Raw genomic sequence first — 19,065 nt, 5'->3', positions numbered from 1 at the left:
GAAACCGCTGGCTTGTTAACGGGATAAAGATTCAACTTCAATTAATGCGAGGTCTTTTTTACGCAGAACCAGATTAACGCGTCGGGTTTCGATATGAACAGGATCGCCCAACGGCGCCACGCGCACCACCTGGAATGATGAGCCGGGTAGCATGCCCAGTGACAGTAGCTTCTGCCGATAGGCCGGGCTTATCTCACGGGTAAAACCGATAATTTTCCACGCACTTTCTGGAGTGAATTGCATAGCGCCTGATTCCACGAGAGGTTAAATAATCAACACTGCGATGATAATGAGAATAGTTTTTATCAGCAATAATAAAAATGTGACGGGATGTTGTTAATCGTATTAATTTGCGGTCTGCTTGACCTTGCTCAATATTTGCGGGAATAGCCGGGAAGGAATAAAAAGCGTATTTGTTAATGGAGTGATAAGTAGCGGTTTAAATATGGATATGCAATCGGTTTCATATTTTACGATATAATTTTTCCCCTCACCCCGGCCCTCTCCCCAAAGGGGCGAGGGTGTTCAAGTTCCCTCTCCCCTTTGGGGAGAGGGTTAGGGTGAGGGGCATTTACAGGATTAGCGTTTCTTACCCATCGCCGCTGCCAGAGCATCCATCATCGCGCTGTTGCCTGCTGGCTGTGCGTCACGTCCGCGTGGCTTCGCGGCTTTCTGCTGCCGGACGCTGCTGTTCACGGCCACCGCCATTACCGCCACGGCGCGCGTTAGTGTCGCCCGGCTGCTCGTCCAGACGCATGGTCAGGGCGATACGCTTACGCTCAAGATCCACTTCCAGCACTTTCACCTTCACAATGTCGCCCGCTTTGACCACGGTGTGCGGATCTTCAACGAACTTGTCGGCGAGGGAAGAGATATGCACCAGACCGTCCTGATGCACGCCGATATCCACAAACGCGCCAAAGTTGGTGACGTTGGTTACCGCCCCTTCCAGCACCATGCCCGGCAGCAGGTCGTTCATGGTTTCCACGCCGTCAGCAAAGGTCGCGGTTTTAAACTCAGGACGCGGATCGCGGCCCGGTTTTTCCAGCTCTTTGATGATGTCAGTGACCGTCGGCACGCCGAACTGTTCGTCGGTAAAATCCACCGCTTTCAGGTTACGCAGCGCGCTGCTGTCGCCCATCAGGTCTTTCAGCGCCTGCTGGGTGGCGGCCAGGATACGCTCGACAACCGGATAGGCTTCCGGGTGAACGGTAGAGGCATCCAGCGGGTTATCGCCGTGGTTGATGCGCAGGAAGCCCGCGCACTGCTCAAAAGCTTTCGGCCCCAGACGGCTCACCTTCAGCAGCTGCTGGCGGTTCTGGAACTGACCGTTCTCATCACGCCAGGCGACGAGTATCTGCTATCATACGGGTCAGGCCTGCTACGCGGGTCAGCAGCGGAACGGAAGCGGTGTTCAGGTCCACGCCGACGGCGTTAACGCAGTCTTCCACCACCGCATCCAGCTTGCGCGCCAGTTGCGTCTGGCTCACGTCGTGCTGATACTGGCCCACGCCGATGGATTTCGGGTCAATTTTCACCAGCTCCGCCAGCGGATCCTGCAAACGACGGGCGATAGAGACCGCACCGCGCAGGGAAACGTCCAGTTCCGGGAACTCCTGCGCTGCCAGCTCAGAGGCGGAATAGACAGATGCCCCCGCTTCGCTGACGATCACTTTCTGCGCCGTCACTTTCGGGAACTGCTTCTGCACGTCGAGATAGAAACGTTCGGTTTCGCGGGACGCCGTACCGTTACCGATGGCAACCAGCTCAACGTTGTACTTCTCGCACAGCGCGGCGACCACGACAGCCGCTTTCGCTGCCTGACCGGTGTGCGGGTAAATGGTGTCGGTGGCAACCAGCTTGCCGGTGCCGTCAACCACGGCCACCTTCACGCCGGTGCGCAGACCCGGATCGAGACCCATGGTGGCGCGCAGGCCAGCCGGCGCAGCCATCAGCAGGTCGTGCAGGTTACGGGCGAAGACGTTGATCGCTTCGTCTTTGGCGCGCTCGCGCACGGTGCCCATCAGCTCGGTTTCGAGGTGCATGAGCACCTTGATGCGCCAGGTCCAGCTCACCACGCCTTGCGCCAGCTGTCCGCCGGGGCGTTGTTCAGGCGCAGACCGAGGTGATCCATAATGATCTGCTCACAGTGGCTCTCTTTAGGCGGCTCGTCAAACTGCGGATCGGCATTCAGGGAGAGTTGCAGCACGCCTTCGTTACGACCGCGGAACATCGCCAGCGCACGGTAGACGGCGCGGTCAGAGATCGGGTTCGTGGTGATCGAAGTAGTCGCGGAATTTCGCGCCTTCGTCCTCTTTGCCGGACACCAAGGTGGAGACGATATGGGCGTTCTTCCACAGGTAATCACGCACTTTGGCCAGCAGTGCCGCGTCTTCGGCGAAGCGCTCCATCAGAATGTAGCGAGCGCCGTCCAGCGCGGCTTTGGTGTCCGCTACGCCTTTTTCGGCGTCGATAAATCTGGCGGCTTCGGTTTCCGGATCGTGAGACGGCTCGTTCCACAGCAGGTCGGCCAGCGGCTCAAGGCCAGCTTCGATCGCAATCTGCCCGCGCGTGCGGCGCTTCGGTTTGTACGGCAGATAGAGATCTTCAAGTTCGGTTTTGCTCAGGGTACCGTTAATGGCTTTTTCCAGGGTCACTGGTCAGCTTGCCCTGCTCGCCGATAGATTTGAGGATCGCCTGACGTCGGTCTTCCAGCTCGCGCAGATAGCCCAGACGGGTCTCAAGGTTACGCAGCTGCGTGTCATCCAGACCGCCGGTGACTTCCTTACGATAACGTGCAATAAACGGCACGGTGTTCCCTTCATCAAGCAGACGAACGGCAGCTTCTACCTGTTCGGCTCTGGCCTGAATATCACCCGCAATAATGCGGCAGAGCGACTCTTTCATCATGGTCAGTTCATCTTGTTGGAATAGAAAATCAGGGGGATAGTTATACGGGCTGACACCAAAAAATGCCAGCCGGGGAGGGCGCTCTCGGACTATTTAACATACTCGATTTCGTTGACGTACCAGCTTGCTTCACCCGCGGGCGTCTGGACAACGGCTAAATCGCCCACCTCTTTTTTCAGCAGGGCGCGGGCCATGGGTGAATCAATGACGAAATGTAATCCTTACGACCGAAAATTTCATCATAGCCAACGATACGAAAACGCAGGGTGTCGCCGTTGTCGTTTTCAATTTCGACCCACGCGCCGAAAAACACTTTACCTTCCTGCTGCGGGGAGTAATCGACAATTTTGAGATTCTCGAGGCACTTCGTCAGGTAGCGTACCCGGCGATCGATTTCGCGCAGTCGCTTTTTATTGTACTGATAGTCCGCATTCTCGCTGCGGTCGCCCAGACTTGCGGCCCAGGTGACTTTTTTGGTCACTTCCGGACGCTCTTCGCGCCACAGGTAATCCATCTCTTTTTTGAGTTTCTCATACCCTTCGCGGGTGATCAGAGGCGTTTTCATGGTGCTGCCTTTAATGCCGGTTAACTGTCTTTGCGCACAATACGTAGCGCACAGTGTAACAGACAAGATTAATAATGATTTATGTGATGAAATGAACAGATAAGCTGCTGTTAAATATGCTTTGTAACAATTTCGTCTAGAATTTATACCAGAATTTGCTGGTCGAACCCGTGCACTTTTTTAGAATACGCTGTTCCAGGCTTATCCGAACCTTTGGGAGTACACACAATGCAAGAGAACTACAAATTACGTGGGCGTAGATGACGACATGCGCCTGCGTGCGCTGCTGGAACGTTATCTGACCGAGCAGGGCTTCCAGGTTCGTAGCGTCGCGAACGCGGAACAGACACTGGATCGTCTGCTGACGCGTCAATCCTTCCACCTGATGGTGTTGGACCTGATGCTGCCTGGCGAAGATGGGCTCTCTATTTGCCGTCGTCTGCGTAGCCAGAGCAACCCGATGCCAATCATCATGGTGACGGCGAAGGGTGAAGAAGTTGACCGTATCGTCGGCCTTGAGATTGGCGCTGATGACTACATTCCTAAGCCGTTCAACCCGCGTGAACTGCTGGCGCGTATTCGCGCTGTGCTGCGCGTCGTCAGGCGAACGAGCTGCCGGGCGCGCCGTCTCAGGAAGAGGCCGTCATTGCATTCGGTAAGTTCAAGCTGAACCTCGGCACCCGTGAAATGTTCCGTGAAGATGAGCCAATGCCGCTCACCAGCGGCGAGTTTGCGGTACTGAAAGCGCTGGTCAGCCACCCGCGTGAACCGCTTTCACGTGACGAGCTGATGAACCTGGCGCGCGGCCGTGATTACTCCGCAATGGAACGTTCTATCGACGTGCAGATCTCTCGTCTGCGCCGCATGGTGGAAGAAGATCCGGCGCATCCTCGTTATATTCAGACCGTGTGGGGTCTGGGCTACGTGTTTGTCCCGGACGGCTCTAAAGCATGAGGCGAATGCGCTTCTCGCCGCGAAGTTCGTTTGCCCGCACGCTGTTATTGATCGTCACCCTGCTGTTTGTCAGCCTGGTGACGACCTACCTGGTGGTGCTGAACTTTGCGATCCTGCCGAGCCTTCAGCAGTTTAATAAGGTGCTGGCATACGAAGTGCGTATGCTGATGACCGACAAACTGCAACTGGAGGACGGCACGCAGTTGGTTGTTCCCCCGGCATTCCGTCGGGAAATCTACCGTGAGTTGGGCATTTCTCTCTATTCGAACGAAGCGGCGGAAGAGATCCCCGGCCTGCGCTGGGCGCAGCACTATGAATTCCTTAGCCAGCAGATGGCGCAGCAGCTTGGCGGCCCGACGGAAGTGCGCGTTGAGGTCAATAAAAGCTCGCCGGTTGTCTGGCTGAAAACCTGGCTGTCACCCAACATCTGGGTGCGTGTTCCCGCTCACCGAGATTCATCAGGGCGACTTCTGGCCGCTGTTCCGATACACCCTGGCGATCATGCTGCTGGCCATCGGTGGCGCATGGCTGTTTATTCGTATCCAGAACCGACCGCTGGTCGACCTGGAGCATGCGGCATTGCAGGTTGGTAAAGGTATTATCCCACCGCCGCTGCGCGAGTATGGCGCATCGGAAGTGCGCTCGGTAACGCGTGCTTTTAACCACATGGCGGCAGGCGTTAAACAGCTGGCTGACGACCGTACGCTGCTGATGGCGGGGGTTAGCCATGACCTTCGCACCCCGCTGACACGTATCCGGCTGGCAACAGAGATGATGGGCGAGCAGGATGGTTATCTTAGAGTCCATCAACAAGGATATCGAAGAGTGTAACGCCATCATCGAGCAGTTTATCGACTACCTGCGTACCGGGCAGGAGATGCCGATGGAGATGGCGGATCTGAACGCGGTTCTGGGCGAAGTTGTTGCCGCCGAAAGCGGCTACGAACGTGAAATTGCGACCGACCTTCAGGCGGGCGAGATTCAGGTACGTATGCACCCGCTCTCCATCAAACGCGCGGTGGCGAATATGGTGGTCAACGCGGCGCGCTACGGCAACGGTTGGATCAAAGTCAGCAGCGGTACGGAACTCAACCGCGCCTGGTTCCAGGTGGAAGACGATGGCCCGGGCATCAAGCCTGAGCAGCGTAAGCACCTGTTCCAGCCGTTTGTGCGCAGCAACAGCGCGCGCAGCACCAGCGGAACCGGCTTAGGCCTGGCGATTGTGCAGCGTATTGTTGATAACCATAACGGACTGCTGGAAATTGGCACCAGCGAACGGGGTGGTTTGAGCATTCGCGCATGGTTACCGGTGCCGGTTTTACGGGGGCAGGTAAAAGAGGTTGAAAAAGGGTGGGGCCTGATGCCCTCGCCCGGCCCTCTCCCACGGGGCTGAGGGTTCCCCACAAATTAATGCGAGCACTGAGCAATCCCCTCGCCCCTCCGGGGAGAGGGTTAGGGTGAGGGGAATATACGGCGGTGGTGGTCATTCCGTTCACTTAATGTTCCTTGCTACTCTGTAACGACATGACCGGTGAACGTGCCAGGGTGGCTCAGTCGCCACCACCCTGGCGACCCGGGCTCCCGGCGGTAAATCGCCGCTTCGCGGTGCCCTCGGCTTATTCCTTCTGGCTTATCGGGTACGGGCGGAGGCAACGTCCCTGTAAAGCCGCCCTCTCGGCGCATCCCTGCGCCTCGCCCCGGCCTGCAGGAAACGCCTCAGCGATTTACAGCCGGACCAGGGCATCGCTGACAGCCCTCAGTCATTTAGAAAGCAACTTTATTGCTTCTGCATAAAAAAATTACTGGGGAACCCTCAGCCCACGGGGAGAGGGAGAAAACATTAAAAAAGGCAACTTTCGTTGCCTTTTTGCTTTTACCTTGGTCCCGCACTCACCAGCGCAGCACCCGCCGGGGTGTCGGTATACTTCTCGAAGTTTTCGATAAACAGTTTCGCCAACGATTCTGCCTTCTCACGCCACTGTTCCGGTGAACCATAGGTGTTGCGCGGATCGAGGATACGCGTATCCACGCCAGGCAGCTCTGTTGGGATCGCCAGATTGAACATCGGCAGCGTAAAGGTCTCGGCGTTATCCAATGAACCATCCAGAATCGCGTCGATGATGGCGCGTGTATCTTTGATGGAGATACGTTTGCCCGTCCCGTTCCAGCCGGTGTTCACCAGGTATGCCTGTGCGCCGGATGCCTGCATGCGTTTCACCAGCACTTCCGCATACTGCGTTGGGTGTAGCGACAGGAACGCCGCGCCGAAGCAGGCGGAGAAGGTTGGGGTTGGCTCGGTCACACCGCGCTCGGTACCCGCCAGTTTAGCGGTAAAGCCGGAGAGGAAATGGTACTGAGTCTGGCTGGCGGTCAGGCGGGAAACCGGTGGCAGCACGCCGAACGCGTCTGCGGTCAGGAAAATCACCTTCGTGGCGTGGCCCGCCTTCGACACCGGCTTCACGATGTTGTCGATGTGGTAAATCGGGTAAGAGACGCGGGTGTTTTCGGTTTTGGACGCATCGTCGAAGTCGACAGAGCCATCGGCACGCACGGTGACGTTTTCCAGCAGCGCATCGCGGCGAATCGCGTGGTAGATATCCGGCTCTGCCTCTTCCGACAGGCGAATGGTCTTCGCGTAGCAGCCGCCTTCAAAGTTAAACACACCGTCGTCGTCCCAGCCGTGCTCGTCGTCGCCAATCAGACGACGTTTTGGATCGGTGGACAGCGTCGTTTTACCGGTGCCGGAAAGGCCGAAGAACACCGCTACGTCACCTTTTTCACCGACGTTCGCCGAGCAGTGCATGGAGGCGATACCGCGCAGCGGCAGCAGGTAGTTCATGACCGAGAACATCCCTTTCTTCATTTCGCCGCCGTACCAGGTACCGCCGATCAGCTGGATACGCTCGGTCAGGTTGAAGGCGATGAAGTTTTCGGAGTTCAGACCCTGCTCTTTCCACTGCGGGTTGGTGCATTTCGCGCCGTTCATCACGATAAAGTCAGGGGTGAAGTTTTGCAGTTCTTCATCGGTCGGACGAATGAACATGTTCTTCACGAAATGCGCCTGCCAGGCCACTTCAGTGATAAACCGAACGGAGAGACGGGTGTCGGCGTTAGCGCCGCAGAAAGCATCGACGATGAACAGACGCTTGCCGGAAAGCTGATGGGTGACGAGCCCTTTCAGATGCTGCCAGGTTTCAGGAGAGAGCGGTTTGTTATCGTTCTTCCCTTTGCCTTTATCGGCCCACCACAGCGTATCGCGGGTGGTATCATCTCGGACGATGTATTTATCTTTCGGCGAACGGCCGGTAAAAATACCGGTATCGACGGCGATAGCACCAAGATTCGTCAACACACCTCGCTCGTACCCTTCCAGTGCCGGATTGAGCTCTTCCTGATACAGCGTATCGTAATCGGGGTTGTAGACCACTTCCTGGACGTCGTGAATACCATAAGCCTTGAGATCTTGCGGGGTTAAACCATTAACACGCATATCACTGCTCCTTAGCCAATATGTACTGCCTGAAATTGTAGGGTTTTTCTGGGGATGTTAACCGCGACGGGGCTCATAGATTTACGTATCTGGTCAAAACCCTTACTAACGGAAAACGCTGCGACTCCAGTCACAGGGCGGGCAGATTATCGCAGGAATCGCTTTTTGGTTGGGGAAAATGTTCTTAAAAGGTTAATCTCTGGTGAATTTATCCAGAAGAATGTGAATGTAATCGCATACATGAAAGAAAATTACGTAAGAGTTACATTGGGAAAACGATTCAGGTCTCTTGGGTCAGCTATTTTCAGAGTTTGGTAATGACAACCACGTTGTCTCTTGCCATGACGTCATTCAGAAAGCCATTTTTGTGGCTGTCACTCGGGATGATCGGCGCGGCAGTCGCGGGTATGGGCGGCTGGCTTAAGTGGAGCGTTGCAGGACTCGAAAGCTGGAATCTCAGAGATGAGATGCTCGTTTTCGGCTTTCATCTGCTGCTGATGACGCTGTTCGTGTTGCCATGGCTTCAGCGGCGTCTGGATCCCGTCCCGACTACCTCGTTCTACAGCGACTTTTATCAACGAAACTGGCATAACGCGCTGACGCTGCTCATTATTTTTGTTTCGAATGGTCTCTTCTGGCTGGTGCTTTTCCTCTGGGCCGAGCTTTTCGAACTTATCGGCATCGGCTTTTTTGATCGGCTTTTCTTTCATTCTGACGGATTTATTTCAGTGGCGATTGGCGTGGTTTCAGCCAGTGCGGCCGTGCTCACGCGTATGCAGGTAAGGTTAATCCTTGCCCTGCAAAATCTGCTGACCCTCATAGCCACCGGTCTGCTTCCCCTGATGGCGGCGCTGGCGCTGCTCTTTATTGGCGCGTTGCCTTTTGTCGGCTTTGAATCCATTTCAGCCAGAATATCCGCCGCGGGCTTGCTGACCACCTTAGCGCTGCTGCTGTTATTCCTGGTGACGATAGTGTGGCATCCACAGCGTCAAACGCTGCCTTACTATGCCCCGCTGCGAGGGATGATTCGCCTTGCTGTGGCTATCGTACCCGCGTACCCGGTTCTGGCGGGGTGGGCGCTGTGGCTACGCATTTCGCAATACGGCTGGTCACCCGAGCGTCTGTACGGGGTATTGATAACCATCGTGGCGCTGGTCTGGGCGGTCGGTTTTTGCGCCAGCGTTCTGATTCAGCGCCGTGAGCCGCAGAAGATCCATGCGTACGTCATCCCGACGACCGGGCTGCTTTCCCTCATCTTCCTGGCGTTGATCCATACCCCCGTGCTGGATCCGTGGCGAATAAGCGTTGCAAGCCATATGGCCCGCTATCAGGACGGCAGAATAACGGCGGATCAAGTCAGCCTGTATATGCTCAGTAACGCTGGACGAAAGGGGCGGGAGGCGATGCTCACGCTGCAAAACGATCCGCAGTTTATCTCTAACCCAAAACGCCAGCGTGAAATAAATGGTCTTCTCTCCAGGAACGCTGGCGGAGCAGGTAAGATGACCGCCGCGATGCTGGAAAAACAGGTCCAGCTCGCACCGGGAATGGCTCGTCCTGATAAGACATTGTGGCAAGCCATGCTCAGCAATCAGTATCGCTTTGAGAGCTGCGATAGCGCCCAGAGTAACTGTTTACTCATGCCGCTGGATCTTAACGGCGACGGCAAGCCTGAGGCCGTGCTATTTCAATTTACCGATCGCACGATCGTGGCTTACACACAAACCAACACGGGCTGGAGGATCGCCGGGGACGCGTGGAAAATGCCGGAGGCATTGACCAGAGAAGAACTTGACCGCGCATTAAGGCAGAGGAAAGTGAAATCTGTCGTGAAGCCCTGGGCGGATATTGAGATTTTTGGGGAGCGTGTCGATATGAGCTACGACAGTTACAATAATGCGCGGCGGCGTTAGTGCTCTTGCTTGCCGGGTGGCGCTACGCTTACCCGGCCTACAATTAGCAATCATATCAAAAAATTGCACAATTCATTGTAGGCCCGTGCGAGCATAGCGCCGCCGGGCAACAGGCTCAGAGCTTAGTGAACCTGCGGATCCGCCGGAGAGGCGTTATTGCGGATCTCCGCGATATCCATCGAATTGAACACGTAGTGCGTACCACAGTAGTCACAGTGCATATCGATTTCACCGTCTTCCGCCATGATGCTGTCGATCTCTTCATCCGGCAGCGTTTTCAGGGCGCCAGCACAACGCTCGCGGGAGCAGGTGCACTTAAATTCCACCGCCTGCGGATCGTAAACCGTCACTTCTTCTTCGTGGTAGAGACGCCACAGCACGTCGGTCGCCGACAGGGTGAACAGCTCTTCCGCTTTGATGGTTTCCGTCAGCGTTGCCAGATGCTCGAAATCATTGGTCTGCGCATCCTGCGCAGGCAGAACCTGAAGCAGCATACCACCGGCAGCAGGCTGGCCATCCACTTCACCGGTGCGGATGAACAGACGGGTTGGCAGCTGTTCGGAACGCATGAAGTAATCTTCCAGGCAGGCGGCAAGCGTATCGCCTTCCAGACCGACAACGCCCTGATAGCGTTCCCCCTCTTCAGGCGAAATCGTGATGACCAGGTAGCCGTTACCGACCAGCGTTTTCAGATCCGCATTTTCAGGGATATCGCCCTGAACGCGCGCCACGCCGCGCATCTGCTGCTGGTTATTGCCGTTGATCACCGCCAGCGACATTGGGCCATCGCCCTGCAACTGGACGGTAATATCGCCAGCGAACTTCAGCGTGGCGGTCAGCAGGCTGGTGGCAACCAGCAGTTCGCCCAACAGGGTTTTTACTGGCAGCGGGTAGTTGTGGTTTTCCAGAATCTGTTTCCAGGTTTCGGATACGGTGACCAGCTCGCCGCGCACGGCGAATTGTTCAAACAGATAGCGGTGTAATTGGTCGTGTTGGGCCATTTTCATCTCTCATGCAGGTGAGGGTTACTCGCTCTCACCGTGTTTAAATTTCATCAGATCGCGGCGCTCTTTTTTATCCGGTCGCCGGTCCGGGTGAGGCATCGTCAGCGCGTTCATTTTGCGCGCCAGCGCGGTTTTCTCGCGCTTCTCTATGCTTTCGGCCGTCTCTTCATACAGCAAAACGGCTTCGGTTGCGGGCCGCCGCTGTTCGGTAATGGCTTTCACCACCACCGTTTTCTCATCGTTGCCCTGGCGAAGCGTTAACGTGGCATTCAGTTCAACCAGCTTGCTCGGTTTGCTGCGCTGACCGTTGTAATGCACCTTTCCGCCGTCAACCATTTCACGGGCAAGGGCGCGCGTTTTGTAAAAACGGGCGGCCCACAGCCATTTATCCAGTCTTACCCCATCAGAGGGTTTTTCTTTCATGGCGTCTCCTTCACGGTGAGTGAGGGGATCATCCGGCGATAGTCGTTCAGCCCCGGATGTCGCAGATAGCTTTTTTCAGCCAGGCCGGAATCAGGATTGGTCACGCCAAGGCAATAGCGAATGCCAAATGCGGCCGCAGAATCCAGAATCGGCTCGCTGTCGTCAATGAACAGCGTGCGTTCCGGCTGTAAACCGGTCTCTTCCACCACGGCATGCCACAACCGCTGATCCTCTTTCGGATAACCAAATGTGTGGGTGGAAAGCAATAAATCAAGGTGCGAAGCAAGACCGGTATGTTCCAGCTTCACGGCCAGGTTATGGGGATGCGCATTTGTCAGCAAAATACGGCGCTTACCGCAGGCTTTCAGCGCGTCCAGGAACGGGACCGTATCGTCGCGCAGTACGGCGCGTGCGCCCTGGGCGGTGGTCATGGCGCAAATATCCAGACCGAGTCGCTCGCTCCAGTAGTCAAGACAGTACCAGTTTAGCGTATGCTGCACCGCGCTATATTGCGAACGAATGAATTCCTGCGCTTCCGCCGGGGAGATCCCCTGCTGTTCACCGTACGTTTCCGGAACCAGCTTTTGCCAGAAATAGTTATCAAAGGCGAGATCAAGCAGCGTGCCGTCCATATCAAGCAGGACGGTATCGACCGCCTGCCAGTCGATATTAAGATGCATAAGGGGGAACTCCAGCCAGAAGAAACGTGCGCGACAGGGTAGCACAACTTGTCGCGCAGGGACGTTAACCGATCAGGCTCTCAGAAGAGGAGATCAGTTTCGGGTTTAGGCAATTTTCGTAGTAGGCCTGGATTTCTGCCAGTCGCGTGCGGGAGCGCTGATAGCGGCGTACGGCCTGATAACCGTTCCAGACAATACACGCCAGCATCGCAATCAGCAGCAGGGATGTCCCTACATAGCGCCACAGGCCAGCGCTGTCCGGCATGCGGTGCAGGCCAATATGACGCGTGCCGTTGGCGTCGGTAAACAGGGTAGTGACGATCCCTTCTGCGCTGAACGGCGTTCGCATCAGCATCTGCGCCAGACGCTGAAATTCGCTCCACTGTTCCTGAGCAGGATAGTCATACAGCGAAACCTGCGGATAGGGTTGATCCACCAGGTCGCTGCCTTCATCGCTGGCAATCACAAATCCGCCTGGCGCCGGGCTGTTAAGCGCCTGGGCGGCACGGGTGGTTTCACGCATCACGAAGGGGGCGGTAGAGGTCGCCACCAGGTTATCCAGCGACTCGGCGCTGACCGGACGCAGAAGCACATTCACACCATCGAGGCGTCCCGCTTCGGCGCGTTTCACCAGCGCGTCCCAGTCTTTGCTGTTGCCGAGGTTGACCAGCGCGTTCTTCAGCCGGATACAGTCATCCTGAGCTGAGCAGAGATCTTCTGTTTTCAGGACGATTTCGCCAAAGTCATCCAGCAGCACCATGCCGGACTTCTGAATGGCCGAACGCAGGGCAGGGCTGACGCGAGAATCATCATCCGGTTTTGGATGGAGCTGGCGATTAATCGTCTGGGTGAGCGCGGTGGCCTTATTGACCACATCCGATTCCGGAAGCGGCAGCGGAGAGGCGTCATTCCAGATGATCTGAGAGCAGTCGAACGGCGCGAACGGCGAGTTCTGGCGCGTGTTCCAGGCGCCCGGTGAGTGGATATTACACATCCCGGTGCCTTTCAGCCGCAACGTATCCCCCACGCGTACACCCGCTTCTTCGAGCTGCTGTACGCTGGTGGCTTCCACGGTTTGCGCCCCTTTGATCCATGACAGGGTAAATTTAATCGGCATATCCAGCGGCACGAAAAGCAGCAGCATGAGGAAGATTAACGCGGCGCCACCGGCAATCACCGCGCTGCGAAGCCAGTGCTGAAGCGGGAAGTTTTTTACTTCGTCGTGCAGGGATAAGTAACGTCCCTGGCGTACAACGTGGCGGTCGAGATAGATATCAATATCCGTTTTGTGGCCCAGGTCCTGCGCAATCCACGGCTGCCAGTGGCGCGGATAGATGAGATCGATGATCCCGAGCGAGATATTGTTGATATGTTCCTGATCGTTTTCGCCGAACAGTCCCCAGCGTTTTGGGGTTCCGCGCAGGCAGTGAATTTCGCGTAATGACGTTTTTGCCGGCGGGGCAAATATGCCCCACAGCCCGGCGGCCAGAAGCAGCACCGCGCCGCCCGCGAGCCACGGAACAAACACGTCCGGCGTCAGCAGGCAGATGAAAAAGAGCAGGAACGAGACGACAATCAGCACCGCTTCGCGAATGCCATCCGGGCGGCTCAGGACGTACTCTTCATGCGTTTCCTGGCGGATGTTGAGCAGTTCAATCTGCTCTGTCTCTTCACCGCGAATAGAGGCCTGCGTTCCGCTCGCGCGTTCCAGCGCAAAGCGTGGCGCTTCCTGAACATATTCGCTCAGAGTATGACCATTAAGGGAGATAACCAGCGGCAGCGTATCGGTATGGATGAGCTCGACGCTGTTTTCGTCGTTGATATACTGCTCCCAGAAGGGAGGCAGGTGCACTTCAACAGAGTCGAGATAGTAACGCCATTTGTTGGGATCGTCGGTTGTGATGCCGTAGCGGGTAATAGAGCGCGTTACGCACAAAACGGTGTCGCTTTGTGCGTTAAGGTTGAGCGATACGGGGGCGGCGCTGGCGCCGGTAGGGCCAGGCGAAAGCCGGGATCGGTTCAGCGTGTCGAGATACTGCTCAACGGTGCTGCGTTCCTCTGGCGAAAGCTTGCGCGTGTTTGCCCCGGCAAACGCGTTCAAAAAGGGCAGCCGATAACGGCGATGTACGCGGCGCCTGAATACCCACACCGCAATCGACGCGCAGGCCAGCACAGCAGCGAGAAAAATCAAAATGGTGCTCATGCTTTCCCCATCTTACTTATCTTCTTACAGGTGTTGTCAGTCGCACCTTTTGTACAATGAATGAGATTCTGTGGTCGGCTATCGGCAAGTATGGAGTCTAACTTGAGCATGTTGACGCGCATCCCAGTGGCCGGTAATGATAACAAAGCCTGTTCCGGCGCGATATCAGCAAATTCCTGGAAACTTTTCAACCTCTTGACATTTGTTTTGAAATGAGAATTGCCTACAGTTACGTTGCATAAATGTAAATAAAGAGCAATTGACATTGCCGAAACCGTGCGGCGTATCGCACAATAAAGCCAGTTCACCCAGCAAAGACCCGTCAAGATGACCAAACCCTTACAAAAGCCCACCATTCTGAATGTTGAAACCGTCGCAAAATCGCGTCTGTTTAATGTTGAAAGTGTGGATCTGGAGTTCAGCAACGGTGTGCGTCGTGTTTATGAGCGTATGCGCCCCTCCTCGCGTGAAGCGGTGATGATAGTGCCTATCGTCGACGAGCACCTGATCCTCATTCGTGAATACGCTGTGGGCACAGAATCCTACGAGCTGGGCTTCTCCAAAGGACTGATCGATCCGGGCGAAACGGTGTTTGAAGCGGCAAACCGGGAGCTGAAAGAAGAGGTCGGCTTTGGCGCGAAAGAGCTGACGTTCCTGAAAAAGCTGAGCATGGCGCCGTCCTATTTCTCCAGCAAAATGAACATTGTTGTCGCGGAAGATCTCTATCCTGAATCGCTGGAAGGAGACGAGCCGGAACCGCTGCCGCAGGTTCGCTGGCCGCTGGCTCATCTGATGGATTTGCTGGAAGATCCTGACTTTAACGAGGCACGCAACGTGAGCGCACTTTTCCTGGTGCGGGAGTGGCTGAAGGGGCAGGGGCGTTTGTAGCGCCACCCGTAAAAACGGCAACCGATGGTTGCCGTTTTGCATTACGCTGTAGGCCGGGACAGGCGTCGCCACCGCCCGGCTTTTTTGTTGGCGTCAGAACAGTTCGTGCGTTTCGCCGTTATCAATGATTTCGGTACCCACCTCATGCACCGCCTGCGTGGTTGGCTGCGTACCCTCGATGAAATACTCGGCACGGCTGTTGCCGCCATTCGCGAGCTGTCCGGTGCTGCGGTCAATATTGATCGTGACAATGCCCGGTGGAGGCGTTAGCGGCTGCTCCGGCACGCCCTCGAGAGCGGCCTTCATGTAAGCATCCCAGGCCGGTTGCGCACTCTTAGCCCCACCCTCGTAACCGGAAATCTGATCTTTAATTGCGCCAGAAGCGGTTGTGCGTCCCAGAGTGCGGCGGTGATCGTCAAAACCAATCCAGACCGAGGTGACAACGCCCGGGCCATAACCTGAGAACCAGGCATCTTTTGAGCTGTTGGTTGTGCCTGTTTTGCCGCCGATGTCGCGGCGCTGCAAATCGCGGCCCGCTCGCCAGCCGGTGCCTTGCCAGCCCGGTTCGCCAAAGATGTTGGTGTTCAGCGCGCTCTTAATCAGGAACGACAGCGGCGTGCTGATCACGTGCGGAGCATACTCCTGCGCGCCACTCTGGGCGACCAGCGCCTGATTGGCCTGTTCCAGCTGAGGCTGCGGCACCGCCAGATTCTGACGTTCCTGAGAGATGGCAACATCTTCCATATCCTTGTTTTCAAGGACATTGGATTTTGGCGTGTCGCCGTAAATCACCGGAATATCGCATTCAGGGCAGGCAATTTTCGGCTTCGCTTCAAACAGTACGCCGCCCTGATCGTTCTCGATTTTGCTGATGAAATACGGATCGACCAGGAAGCCGCCGTTTGCCATAACCGAGTAGCCACGCGCGACCTGGAGCGGCGTGAAGGACGCGGAGCCGAGCGCCAAAGATTCGGTATGAACGATGTTTTGCGCCGGGAAGCCGAAGCGTTGCAGATACTCTGCCGCATAATCAACGCCCATCGCACGCATCGCGCGAACCATGACCACGTTCTTCGACTGGCCAAGGCCCTGACGCAGACGGATAGGGCCAGCGTATTGCGCCGGAGAGTTCTTCGGCTGCCAGTCAGAGCCCGCACCGGCATCCCATCGGGAAATTGGCACGTCGTTGAGAATGCTGGCGAGCGTTAGCCCCTTGTCCATCGCCGCGGTATACAGGAACGGTTTGATGTTCGAACCGACCTGACGCAGCGCCTGGGTTGCGCGGTTAAATTTGCTCTGGTTGAAATCGAACCCGCCAACCAGCGCCATCACGGCACCGTTCTGCGGATTGATGGAGACCAGGGCAGAGTTGACGTCCGGCACCTGTGCCAGCCACCAGGCATCGCCTACCTGACGCACCCAGATTTGTTGTCCGGTTTGTACCACATCCGTCACTTTACGTGGAGTAGGCCCCTGAAGGGTGTCAGAACGGTACGGACGCGCCCAGCGGATACCCTCCATACGCAGCGAAACGGATGTACCATCGGCCATCATCGCCACCGCTTCCTGCGGATCGGCCTGGGTGACCACAGCCGGACGCAGCGGGCCATAGGTCGGCAGCGCTTTCAGGGAATCAGTAATTTTTTTGCTGTCCCATGCGCCTTCGCCCACTCTCCACAGCACGTTGGACGGGCCGCGATAGCCGTGGCGCATATCGTAATCCATCACGTTATTACGCACCGCCTGCTGGGCAGCCTGCTGCACCTTGCGGGTCACGGTGGTGTAAACGCGATAGCCGTCTTCATATGCTTTGTCGCCGTAGCGGCGCACCATCTCCTGGCGAACCATTTCCGTCAGATACGGCGATGAGAAAGCAATTTCCGGTGCATGGTAATTGGCATCAATCACATCGCTGCGTGCCCGATCGTACTCATCCTGGCTGATGTAGCCTTCGCTCAACATACGCGATAGCACAACGTTACGGCGCGCGGTGGCGCGGTCCAGCGAGTAGAGCGGGTTAAACGTTGATGGTGCTTTTGGCAGGCCGGCAATGGTCGCCATTTCGCTCAGCGTGAGCTGATCGATCGACTTACCGAAATAGACCTGAGCCGCAGCCCCTACACCATAGGCGCGGTAGCCCAGATAGATCTTGTTGAGGTAAAGCTCGAGGATCTCGTCTTTGCTCAGCAGTTGCTCAATGCGGATCGCGAGGAACACTTCTTTGATCTTACGTATCAGCGTCTTTTCCGGGCTGAGGAAGAAGTTACGCGCCAGCTGCTGGGTAATGGTACTTGCCCCCTGAGAGGCATGACCGGAGAACAGCGCCACGCTTGCCGCACGGAAAATACCGACCGGATCGACACCGTGGTGCTCGTAAAAACGGCTGTCCTCGGTGGCGATAAAAGCCTTCACCATCACGGGTGGAATTTGATTTAAGGTCAGTGGGATACGACGTTTCTCGCCGTATTGCGCCATCAGTTCACCATCGGCGCTATAGACCTGCATAGGGATCTGAAGCCGCACATCACGAAGTGTGGCGACATCAGGGAGTTGCGGCTCGACATATTTGTACAAACCAATAATCGAGCCTGCTCCCAGCAGAATGCAACAGACTGCAAGGATCAATAAATACTTTACGAACTTCACCGGAGATTTCCCATTTGGTTTAGCCTGGGCAGTTTCTAAACAATCGCGCGGTAGTATAAAGGCAAGCCTGATTCATTGATATAGCCGTCACTCCGACGGGCGATAAGGAGATCGTGAAGTATGGCTTTTAAAACGTGGCAAACAGGCGTTCATATTCAACAGGATAAGGTGATTGCCGTGGCGCTGACCAGAGAGCGGGCCGGCTGGCGTTTACGGCGCTGGTGGGCGGTGCCGCTGTCGGACGGGGTTATCGGTGAAGGCAAAATACTTAAGCCAGAACAACTGGTTAACGCATTACGTGGCTGGCGGAAAACATTGCCGCACTCGCATCGGGTATTTCTCTCATTTCCGGCAACCCGCGTTCTGCAACGCGCGTTGCCCCGTCCATCCGTTAACTTGCGTGACAGCGAACAGCTCACCTGGGTAGGCGCCGCATTAGCGCGTGAGCTGGAGATGCCTCCCGATACGCTCTGCTTTGACTACGCGCAGGATACGTTCAGCAACACTTTTCAGGTTACCGCCGCGCAAAACAGAGAGGTCGATACCCTGTTGTCGCTGGCGAAAGCGCTGCGTTTGCGCCTGGCCGCAATCGTCCCGGATGCCGGCGCACTGGCTAATCTTCTCTCTGCTGTTGCCCCCGTCCGGTGCGTAGCCTGGAGGGATAAAGACCAGTGGCTGTGGGCGATGCGTCACCAGTGGGGGCGGCGCTACACCACAGAAGCGGCGACGGTGAATGAGCTGGCGGCGTTGCTTGCACTTTCTCCTTCTGATATCGCCGTGTTTGATGCTGCCCGCGATCCGTGGGAAGCGGTGACGCTGTGTCAGCCGCCGTTGCCAGAATGTGGTGCTGATTACACCGTCGCCCTGGCGCTGGCCATGAGCGAGGCGCCGTAATGAGCATGCCCAATCTTTTACCCTGGCGTCGGCAGCAACGTAATCAGCGCCTGCGTTTTTGGGGGCTGCTGTTTACCGCCTCATTGTTGGTGATGCTGGCGGGAGGCGTCAGCCTTCGGGCGACGCAGACTCTCGCGTCACAGGCGTTGCAGAGCGATCTGGCGGGAACGCGTGCGGTGCAGAAGGTATTGAAAGCCCGTCAGCCGCAGTCTGCGGGGCTGGAACCCCTTTCGCAGCCGCCTGAGACGGTGGCATGGCAACCCGCGCTTGAATCCCTTGCCAGTGCAATGCCCCGGCAGGCGTGGCTGACGGCGCTGCGTTATCAGCCACCCTCGCTGATCCTGACGGGCTATACCACCTCACTCCCGACGCTCTCCGCCATGACCGATGCGCTGAAAAGGGTGACGGGGTTTAACCCCGGACCGGCAGGCGAATTGCAACAGGATAGCCAGGGGCGATGGATGTTCTCTTTTCAACTGCATAGCCGGAGGTAGC

17 protein-coding genes and 3 pseudogenes are annotated in these 19,065 nt (G+C 56.4%); 7 read left to right on the top strand and 13 right to left on the bottom strand.

The annotated features are described in order from the left end of the window. Nucleotides 1-15 precede the first annotated feature (15 nt). From feoA to greB, 7 genes and pseudogenes are all read right to left on the bottom strand, one after another. Nucleotides 16-243: a ferrous iron transporter A gene (feoA, locus tag ACQG03_RS20155; protein ID WP_022649633.1), complete on the bottom strand. Its 228-nt coding sequence runs from the start codon at nucleotides 241-243 to the stop codon at nucleotides 16-18. Nucleotides 244-646: 403 nt separating this feature from the next. Then, entirely contained in the window at nucleotides 647-1,297 is a 651-nt protein-coding gene (locus ACQG03_RS20150) for a S1 RNA-binding domain-containing protein (RefSeq protein ID WP_426726150.1), read from the bottom strand. Nucleotides 1,298-1,337: 40 nt separating this feature from the next. Further along, nucleotides 1,338-1,922, bottom strand: a complete 585-nt coding sequence (locus ACQG03_RS20145; protein WP_426726155.1) for a helix-hairpin-helix domain-containing protein — start codon at nucleotides 1,920-1,922, stop codon at nucleotides 1,338-1,340. Nucleotides 1,923-2,036: 114 nt separating this feature from the next. Next, nucleotides 2,037-2,233, bottom strand: a pseudogene (locus tag ACQG03_RS20140) (hypothetical protein); the annotation flags it as partial. Between the two features lie 25 nt (nucleotides 2,234-2,258). After that, nucleotides 2,259-2,657, bottom strand: a complete 399-nt coding sequence (locus tag ACQG03_RS20135) for a hypothetical protein (protein ID WP_426726149.1) — start codon at nucleotides 2,655-2,657, stop codon at nucleotides 2,259-2,261. Then, entirely contained in the window at nucleotides 2,635-2,910 is a 276-nt protein-coding gene (locus ACQG03_RS20130) for a Tex-like N-terminal domain-containing protein (RefSeq protein WP_426726148.1), read from the bottom strand. The genes ACQG03_RS20135 and ACQG03_RS20130 overlap by 23 nt, the downstream gene beginning before the upstream one ends. An 89-nt stretch (nucleotides 2,911-2,999) precedes the next feature. Beyond that, nucleotides 3,000-3,475, bottom strand: a pseudogene (gene greB, locus ACQG03_RS20125) (transcription elongation factor GreB). 250 nt (nucleotides 3,476-3,725) lie between these two features. On the opposite strand from greB, the gene ACQG03_RS20120 reads away from it, so the two are divergent. From ACQG03_RS20120 to envZ, 3 genes and pseudogenes are all read left to right on the top strand, one after another. Then, nucleotides 3,726-4,145, top strand: coding sequence for a response regulator (locus ACQG03_RS20120; RefSeq protein WP_426726147.1), 420 nt, complete (start codon nucleotides 3,726-3,728; stop codon nucleotides 4,143-4,145). A gap of 17 nt (nucleotides 4,146-4,162) precedes the next feature. After that, nucleotides 4,163-4,429, top strand: coding sequence for a winged helix-turn-helix domain-containing protein (locus ACQG03_RS20115; protein ID WP_426726146.1), 267 nt, complete (start codon nucleotides 4,163-4,165; stop codon nucleotides 4,427-4,429). Further along, a pseudogene (gene envZ, locus ACQG03_RS20110) lies at nucleotides 4,426-5,822 on the top strand (two-component system sensor histidine kinase EnvZ). Before ACQG03_RS20115 ends, envZ begins: the two are co-directional and overlap by 4 nt. 480 nt (nucleotides 5,823-6,302) lie before the next feature. On the opposite strand, the gene pckA reads toward envZ, so the two are convergent. Then, entirely contained in the window at nucleotides 6,303-7,919 is a 1,617-nt protein-coding gene (gene pckA / locus ACQG03_RS20105) for a phosphoenolpyruvate carboxykinase (ATP) (RefSeq protein WP_046620356.1), read from the bottom strand. A 317-nt stretch (nucleotides 7,920-8,236) separates the two neighbouring features. On the opposite strand from pckA, the gene ACQG03_RS20100 reads away from it, so the two are divergent. Continuing rightward, a complete protein-coding gene (locus tag ACQG03_RS20100; RefSeq protein WP_080465273.1) occupies nucleotides 8,237-9,832 on the top strand; it encodes a DUF4153 domain-containing protein in 1,596 nt (531 codons plus the stop codon). A gap of 122 nt (nucleotides 9,833-9,954) precedes the next feature. Here the strand turns inward: ACQG03_RS20100 and hslO are convergent, their stop codons facing one another. The 4 genes from hslO to ACQG03_RS20080 form a co-directional block, all read right to left on the bottom strand. Beyond that, a complete protein-coding gene (hslO, locus tag ACQG03_RS20095; protein ID WP_006812239.1) occupies nucleotides 9,955-10,839 on the bottom strand; it encodes an Hsp33 family molecular chaperone HslO in 885 nt (294 codons plus the stop codon). Between the two features lie 18 nt (nucleotides 10,840-10,857). Beyond that, complete coding sequence (gene hslR / locus ACQG03_RS20090; RefSeq protein ID WP_003861618.1) at nucleotides 10,858-11,259, bottom strand: ribosome-associated heat shock protein Hsp15; 402 nt, start codon at nucleotides 11,257-11,259, stop codon at nucleotides 10,858-10,860. Then, nucleotides 11,256-11,939: a GMP/IMP nucleotidase gene (yrfG, locus tag ACQG03_RS20085; protein ID WP_000550486.1), complete on the bottom strand. Its 684-nt coding sequence runs from the start codon at nucleotides 11,937-11,939 to the stop codon at nucleotides 11,256-11,258. The genes hslR and yrfG overlap by 4 nt, the downstream gene beginning before the upstream one ends. A 64-nt stretch (nucleotides 11,940-12,003) precedes the next feature. After that, the gene (locus tag ACQG03_RS20080; RefSeq protein WP_063163904.1) at nucleotides 12,004-14,142 is read right to left on the bottom strand and encodes an intracellular growth attenuator family protein; all 2,139 of its coding nucleotides are present in this window, start codon (nucleotides 14,140-14,142) and stop codon (nucleotides 12,004-12,006) included. A 327-nt stretch (nucleotides 14,143-14,469) separates the two neighbouring features. Here ACQG03_RS20080 and nudE point away from each other — a divergent pair, with 327 nt between their 5' ends. After that, the gene (nudE, locus tag ACQG03_RS20075) at nucleotides 14,470-15,030 is read left to right on the top strand and encodes an ADP compounds hydrolase NudE (protein ID WP_003861622.1); all 561 of its coding nucleotides are present in this window, start codon (nucleotides 14,470-14,472) and stop codon (nucleotides 15,028-15,030) included. Between the two features lie 93 nt (nucleotides 15,031-15,123). Here the strand turns inward: nudE and mrcA are convergent, their stop codons facing one another. Further along, nucleotides 15,124-17,676 carry a peptidoglycan glycosyltransferase/peptidoglycan DD-transpeptidase MrcA gene (gene mrcA / locus ACQG03_RS20070; RefSeq protein ID WP_045308980.1) on the bottom strand — a complete coding sequence of 851 codons (2,553 nt, stop codon included), beginning with the start codon at nucleotides 17,674-17,676 and terminating at the stop codon, nucleotides 15,124-15,126. Nucleotides 17,677-17,796: 120 nt separating this feature from the next. On the opposite strand from mrcA, the gene pilM reads away from it, so the two are divergent. Then, nucleotides 17,797-18,570, top strand: coding sequence for a pilus assembly protein PilM (gene pilM / locus ACQG03_RS20065; RefSeq protein WP_063152853.1), 774 nt, complete (start codon nucleotides 17,797-17,799; stop codon nucleotides 18,568-18,570). Next, the gene (locus ACQG03_RS20060) at nucleotides 18,570-19,064 is read left to right on the top strand and encodes a PilN domain-containing protein (protein WP_023307110.1); all 495 of its coding nucleotides are present in this window, start codon (nucleotides 18,570-18,572) and stop codon (nucleotides 19,062-19,064) included. The genes pilM and ACQG03_RS20060 overlap by 1 nt, the downstream gene beginning before the upstream one ends. Nucleotide 19,065: the final 1 nt, after the last annotated feature.

Origin of the sequence: Enterobacter cloacae complex sp. 342H5, from assembly GCF_050030905.1 — a bacterium.
Taxonomy (GTDB): domain Bacteria; phylum Pseudomonadota; class Gammaproteobacteria; order Enterobacterales; family Enterobacteriaceae; genus Enterobacter; species Enterobacter intestinihominis.
This window is presented reverse-complemented; position numbering and strand designations above follow the sequence as displayed.